Origin of the sequence: Leyella stercorea, from assembly GCF_021531355.1 — a bacterium.
Taxonomy (GTDB): Bacteria; Bacteroidota; Bacteroidia; order Bacteroidales; family Bacteroidaceae; genus Prevotella.
This window is the reverse complement of sequence record NZ_JADYTS010000241.1, coordinates 1-254: the sequence shown is the minus strand read 5'-3', so window position 1 is coordinate 254 and position 254 is coordinate 1. Positions and strand designations below refer to the sequence as shown.

The 254-nt window shown below is 33.5% G+C and carries 1 protein-coding gene; it reads right to left on the bottom strand.

Going from position 1 to position 254, the window contains the following annotated elements; all coding sequences use genetic code 11:
• Positions 1-107 precede the first annotated feature (107 nt).
• Positions 108-251: a transposase gene (locus tag I6E38_RS15225; protein ID WP_262912396.1), complete on the bottom strand. Its 144-nt coding sequence runs from the start codon at positions 249-251 to the stop codon at positions 108-110.
• Positions 252-254: the final 3 nt, after the last annotated feature.

Below are 254 nucleotides of genomic sequence, written 5' to 3'. Positions count from 1 at the left end.
CTTGGCGTCTGTGGGTACGAACTTATTCGTGAATTATTCATATTTATAAAATTAATTTTGAACAGTTACTTATGAGAATTATTTATGATAAGTGGACGAGATAAATCTCATGAAATCAAACGATTTTTAACAGGGGGGATGATTGCACTTCTCATAACGATATACTTATCATAAAAGAAATGCTCTATCTGCCATCTGTTCTTGTAAAGGTTGGCGATTTCAGGAGCTGTTAGATGAAAAGCATTTGTCAGGAA